Genomic DNA, 4,780 nt, shown 5'->3' with positions numbered 1-4,780 from the left:
GCTGGCGGTGCGGGTCCACGTGCTCCTCGACGGCCGAGTGGCGCTGGCCCACGCTGGTGAACGCGACCGTGGCGAACATCATGAGCACGAAGAGCGTCATAAAACCGACGCCGACTGCCCAGGCGGGCACCGGCAGTTCGACATGGGCGGCTTCGCTGGCCACGAGCGTGGCGCCGAGGACCTGAGACAGCATGATTCTCCCTTGAGGTTCTTCTGATCCGGCCGCACGCTGGCGGCCGGGGTATGGCTTCCTACTCATGGTACGCGTTCCGGCAACGGAACCGTGATTCGGCCGGGCGCAGGACCGCCCGGCGCAAGGCTTAGTCGCGGACCTGGCCGTCGCCCTGGACGATCCACTTGGTGGTGGTGAGTTCCCGAAGCCCCATCGGACCGCGGGCATGCATCTTCTGCGTGGATATGCCCACTTCGGCACCCAGGCCCAGCTCTCCGCCGTCGGTAAACCGGGTGGAAGCGTTGACGATCACCGCAGCCGAATCGATTTCGGCAATGAACTTCTCGGCGTGGCGCAGATCGTTGGTAATAATCGCCTCGGTGTGGCCGGTCGTCCAGGTGCGGATGTGCCTCAACGCATCATCAAGGGAGTCAACCATGGCCACCGCCAGGTCCAGGTCCATGTACTCGCGGCCCCAGTCCTCGTCGGTGGCGGGTTGGGCCTCGACGCCTGACGGCAGCGCCGCCGCCACACGCTGGTCCACATGAAGCCTTACGCCGGCACCGGCAAGCGCCGCCAGAACGTCTGCCGTGGCCGCGGCATCGCGGTGCACCAGCAGCGTCTCGACGGTATTGCAGACCGAGGGGCGCTGGGTCTTGGCGTTGAGCAGGATGTCCACGGCCATCTCCGTGCCGGCCGATTCGTCCAGATAGATGTGGACGTTGCCTTCGCCGGTTTCGATCACCGGCACCTTGGCGTTGTTCACCACGGACTGGATCAGCTCGCGGCCGCCGCGCGGAATCAGCACGTCCACCAGGCCGCGGGCCTGCATGAGCGCGTTGGCGCCGTCGCGGCCGTAGTCGTCCACGCTCTGCACGGCGTCGGCGGGCAGGCCCACGCGGTCCAGCGCGTCGCGGATGATGCCCAGCAGGGCAACATTCGTGTGCCGCGCCGCGCTGCCGCCGCGCAGGATCACGGCATTGCCGCTCTTGAGCGCCAAGCCGGCGATATCAACCGTGACGTTCGGGCGGGCCTCGTAAATGGCCGCCACGACACCCATCGGAACGTGGACCTGGCGCAGCCGCAGTCCGTTCGGCAACGTCTGACCGCGCATCACGGTGCCCACCGGATCCGGCAGCGCGGCCAGGTTCTCCAGCGCAGCGGCCAGTCCGTCGATGCGTTTGAGGTCGAGGGTCAGCCGGTCCAGCAGTGCGGCGCTGGTGCCATTTGCCTTGCCTTCGTCCAGATCCCGGCGGTTGGCCTGCAGCACCAAATCGCGCTTTCCGACCAAGGAGTCGGCGATCTCCCGCAGCGCCTTGTCCTTCCACGCCCGGTTGGCGCGGGCCATCCGGCGGGCGGCGTTCCGGGACCGTCCGGCGATCACCTCCACTGCGGCAGTGGCATCCGGCTTCTGGCTGTCCTGGGACGCTTCGGCCGCGGACTGGGAAGAGGCTGTCTGGGTCATACCCTCGATTTTAGCCGGTGGGCCATGCGAAGCACGACGACGGAGGTCACGTTACGCTGCCGCGGCGGCTGCCGTCGTGGTTTAGAGCAGGACCAAATCGTCCACGTGGATGACTTCCCGTTCGTACTGCCGCCCAAGCGACGCCGCTAGCTCCTTGGTGGAGCGGCCGAGCATGCGCGGGAGTTCGTAGGACGAGAAGTTGACCAGGCCGCGGGCAACGATGCGGCCGTCGCCATCGGCCAGTTCCACCGGGTCCCCCGGCTCAAAGTCGCCTTTGACCGAGACGATGCCGGCCGGCAGCAGTGACCGGTGCTTCTCGCGCACGGCCTGCACGGCGCCGTCGTCGAGCACCAGCCGGCCCTGGACGGAGGCCAGATGCGCCAGCCAGAGCAGCCGCGGCGGCCGTCGGGTGCCGCTGACCGCGAACCAGGTTCCGATGTCCTCGCCGGCCAGCGCCCGCGCGGCGTTCGGGGTGGAGGTGACCAGTGCCGGGATGCCCGAAGCGGCGGCGATGCCGGCGGCCTCCACCTTGGTCATCATGCCGCCGGTGCCGACGCCCGCGGCGCCGGTGCGGCCGATGTTCACGCCGTCCAGATCCTGGGGGCGGGCCACCAGCGGGATCCGCTGGGCGCCGTCTTTCGGCGGGCCGTCGTAGAGCGCGTCCACGTCGGAGAGCAGCACCAGCGCGTCGGCCTTGACCAGGTGGGCCACCAGGGCGGCCAGCCGGTCATTGTCGCCGAAGCGGATTTCGTGCGTCGCCACGGTGTCGTTCTCGTTGACCACGGGGACGACGCCGAGGTGCAGCAGCCGGTGCATGGCCCGGTACGCGTTGGCGTAATGCTGGCGCCGCATCAGGTCCTCGGCGGTCAGCAGCACCTGGCTCACCGTAATGCCCCGGGCACCGAAGGCCTGCGTGTAACGGGCCATCAGCAGGCCCTGGCCCACGCTGGCGGCAGCCTGCTGGGTGGCCAGGTCGCGTGGCCGGCGCCCCAGGCCCAACGGGGCCAGGCCTGCCGAGATGGCGCCGGAAGAGACCAGAATGATTTCGGTGCCGGCGTTGCGGCGTGCCGAGAGCACTTCCACCAGGGACAACAGAGCCTCTTCGGAAATGCCCCCGGCCACGGAGGTCAGCGAGGACGAACCGACCTTGACCACCAGACGCCCGGCCGTGGCCAGCAGGGTCCGGTCGGCCACCGTGGCCGGCTCAGAGGTCATCGTCGTCGTCACTGTCTTCCTTTGCGGTCCAGATGCCGGACTTGCGCTCGGACTCCATCTCGGCGCGCGCGGCGGCCTTGGCGTCCTTGCGCTCCTGGTGCTGTTCGCGCTTCTCCTCGCGCGTGGGCCGGATGTATTCCATCAGGCGCAGGTCGGTGCCGCGCGGGGAGGACAGCAGCTCGGCGCCGGCCGCCATCGTCGGTTCCCAGTCGAAGACCACGGCATCGTCCTCGCCGATCACTACCGTGTCCCCCGGGCGGGCGCCGGACTTGAACAGCTGGTCCTCGACGCCCAGCTTGGCCAGCCGGTCGGAGAGATAGCCCACGGCCTCGTCGTTGTTGAAGTCGGTCTGCTGGACCCAGCGCACCGGCTTCTCGCCGAGCACCCGGAAGAGCGGCTCGAGGTTCTTTTCCTCGCGCCGGATGGTAAAGCCCCGCTCATTGACGGAGCGCGGACGCAGCACAGCCGGGGCGACCTTCGGCGGCGCAGCCTTGACCTCGGCGCGCGCGGCAGCGACGATCCCCGCCATGGCGAAGCCCAATTGGCGCAGTCCCTCGTGGCTGGAGGCGGAGACTTCGAAGACCTTGTAGCCGCGCTTTTCCAGCTCGGGGCGCACGAACTCGGCCATATCACGGCCATCGGGCACGTCCACCTTGTTCAGCGCCACCAGCTTGGGTCGCTCGTTGAGCGGGACCACGTCGCCGTCGGCACCGGCGTAGCTCATGTCCACCGCGTACTGTTCGAGTTCCCGCTCGATAATCTCCAGATCGGAGAGCGGGTTGCGGTCGGCTTCCAGTGCCGCACAGTCCAGCACGTGAACCAAGGCGGCGCAGCGCTCAACGTGGCGCAGGAAATTGTGGCCCAGGCCCTTGCCTTCGCTGGCGCCTTCGATCAGTCCGGGCACGTCGGCGATCGTGAAGCGGGTGTCGCCGGCCTGGACCACGCCGAGGTTCGGCACGAGCGTGGTGAACGGGTAGTCGGCGATCTTCGGCCGGGCGGCAGACATGGCTGCGATGAGGCTCGATTTGCCCGCGGACGGGAAGCCCACCAGTGCGACATCGGCGATGGACTTCAGTTCCAGGACGATGTCCCGCTCGTCTCCGGGGATGCCCAGCAAGGCGAACCCGGGCGCCTTCCGCTTGGCCGATGCCAGCGCGGCATTGCCCAGCCCGCCCTGGCCGCCGGCTGCGGCCACGAACTCGGCTCCGTCGCCCACCAGGTCGGCGATCACGTCGCCGTTCTTGGTCTTGATCACAGTGCCGTCCGGCACGGGCAGCACCAGCGTGGCGCCGTTCTTGCCGTTCCGCCAGTCCCCCATCCCCGGGCCGCCGTTGGTGGCGTGCCGGTGCGGGGCGTGGTGGTAGTCCAGCAGCGTAGTGGTCTGGGCGTCCACGCGCAGGATCACATCGCCGCCATTGCCGCCGTTGCCGCCGTCGGGCCCGCCCAGGGGCTTGAACTTTTCGCGCTTGACGGAGACGCATCCGTGGCCACCGGATCCGCCGGATACGTGCAGGACTACCCGGTCAACGAATGTTGCCACGTGATCGATCTCCTCTGTGCGGTGGGCTGAACCGAAACGGCCCACCAGTGATTCTAGTCTGGTTAAAACACCAGTGAGGCGGACCGTCGGCCCGCCTCACTGGAAAGCTGTTTGCTGCTGTGGATTACTCCCCAGCGGCAGCCACGATGTTGACGACGCGGCGTCCGCGGCGGGTACCGAACTCAACGGCACCGGCCTCAAGGGCGAACAGCGTGTCGTCGCCGCCACGGCCAACGTTGGCGCCGGGGTGGAAGTGGGTACCGCGCTGGCGGACGATGATTTCGCCGGCCGAAACAACCTGGCCACCGAAGCGCTTCACGCCAAGGCGCTGTGCGTTGGAGTCGCGACCATTGCGAGTGGAGCTCGCACCCTTCTTATGTGCCATCTG

5 protein-coding genes are annotated in these 4,780 nt (G+C 68.3%); all 5 read right to left on the bottom strand.

The window, feature by feature from the left end; all coding sequences use genetic code 11:
* A partial coding sequence (locus AC5RWT_RS34615) for a hypothetical protein (protein ID WP_494084172.1) occupies window positions 1–193 on the bottom strand: 193 nt, incomplete at its 3' end.
* A gap of 127 nt (window positions 194–320) precedes the next feature.
* The gene (locus tag AC5RWT_RS34610) at window positions 321–1,637 is read right to left on the bottom strand and encodes a glutamate-5-semialdehyde dehydrogenase (protein ID WP_494084171.1); all 1,317 of its coding nucleotides are present in this window, start codon (window positions 1,635–1,637) and stop codon (window positions 321–323) included.
* Window positions 1,638–1,718: 81 nt separating this feature from the next.
* Complete coding sequence (gene proB / locus AC5RWT_RS34605; protein ID WP_494084173.1) at window positions 1,719–2,852, bottom strand: glutamate 5-kinase; 1,134 nt, start codon at window positions 2,850–2,852, stop codon at window positions 1,719–1,721.
* Window positions 2,842–4,392, bottom strand: coding sequence for a GTPase ObgE (obgE, locus tag AC5RWT_RS34600; RefSeq protein ID WP_494084170.1), 1,551 nt, complete (start codon window positions 4,390–4,392; stop codon window positions 2,842–2,844). The genes proB and obgE overlap by 11 nt, the downstream gene beginning before the upstream one ends.
* 124 nt (window positions 4,393–4,516) lie before the next feature.
* On the bottom strand, window positions 4,517–4,777 hold the full coding sequence (gene rpmA / locus AC5RWT_RS34595; protein WP_493967755.1) for a 50S ribosomal protein L27: 261 nt from the start codon (window positions 4,775–4,777) through the stop codon (window positions 4,517–4,519).
* Between the last annotated feature and the right edge of the window lie 3 nt (window positions 4,778–4,780).

The sequence above is a fragment of the Arthrobacter sp. Dra40 genome (assembly GCF_059091905.1).
The sequence above is the reverse complement of the archived record's forward strand: the minus strand, read 5'-3'. Positions and strand labels throughout refer to the sequence as shown.

What these genes read in the sequence shown, in the direction of transcription:
- AC5RWT_RS34610 (WP_494084171.1), bottom strand. Translation starts at nt 1,637, where the DNA reads ATGACCCAGACAGCCTCTTCCCAGTCCGCGGCCGAAGCGTCCCAGGAC.
- proB (WP_494084173.1), bottom strand. Translation starts at nt 2,852, where the DNA reads ATGACCTCTGAGCCGGCCACGGTGGCCGACCGGACCCTGCTGGCCACG.
- rpmA (WP_493967755.1), bottom strand. Translation starts at nt 4,777, where the DNA reads ATGGCACATAAGAAGGGTGCGAGCTCCACTCGCAATGGTCGCGACTCC.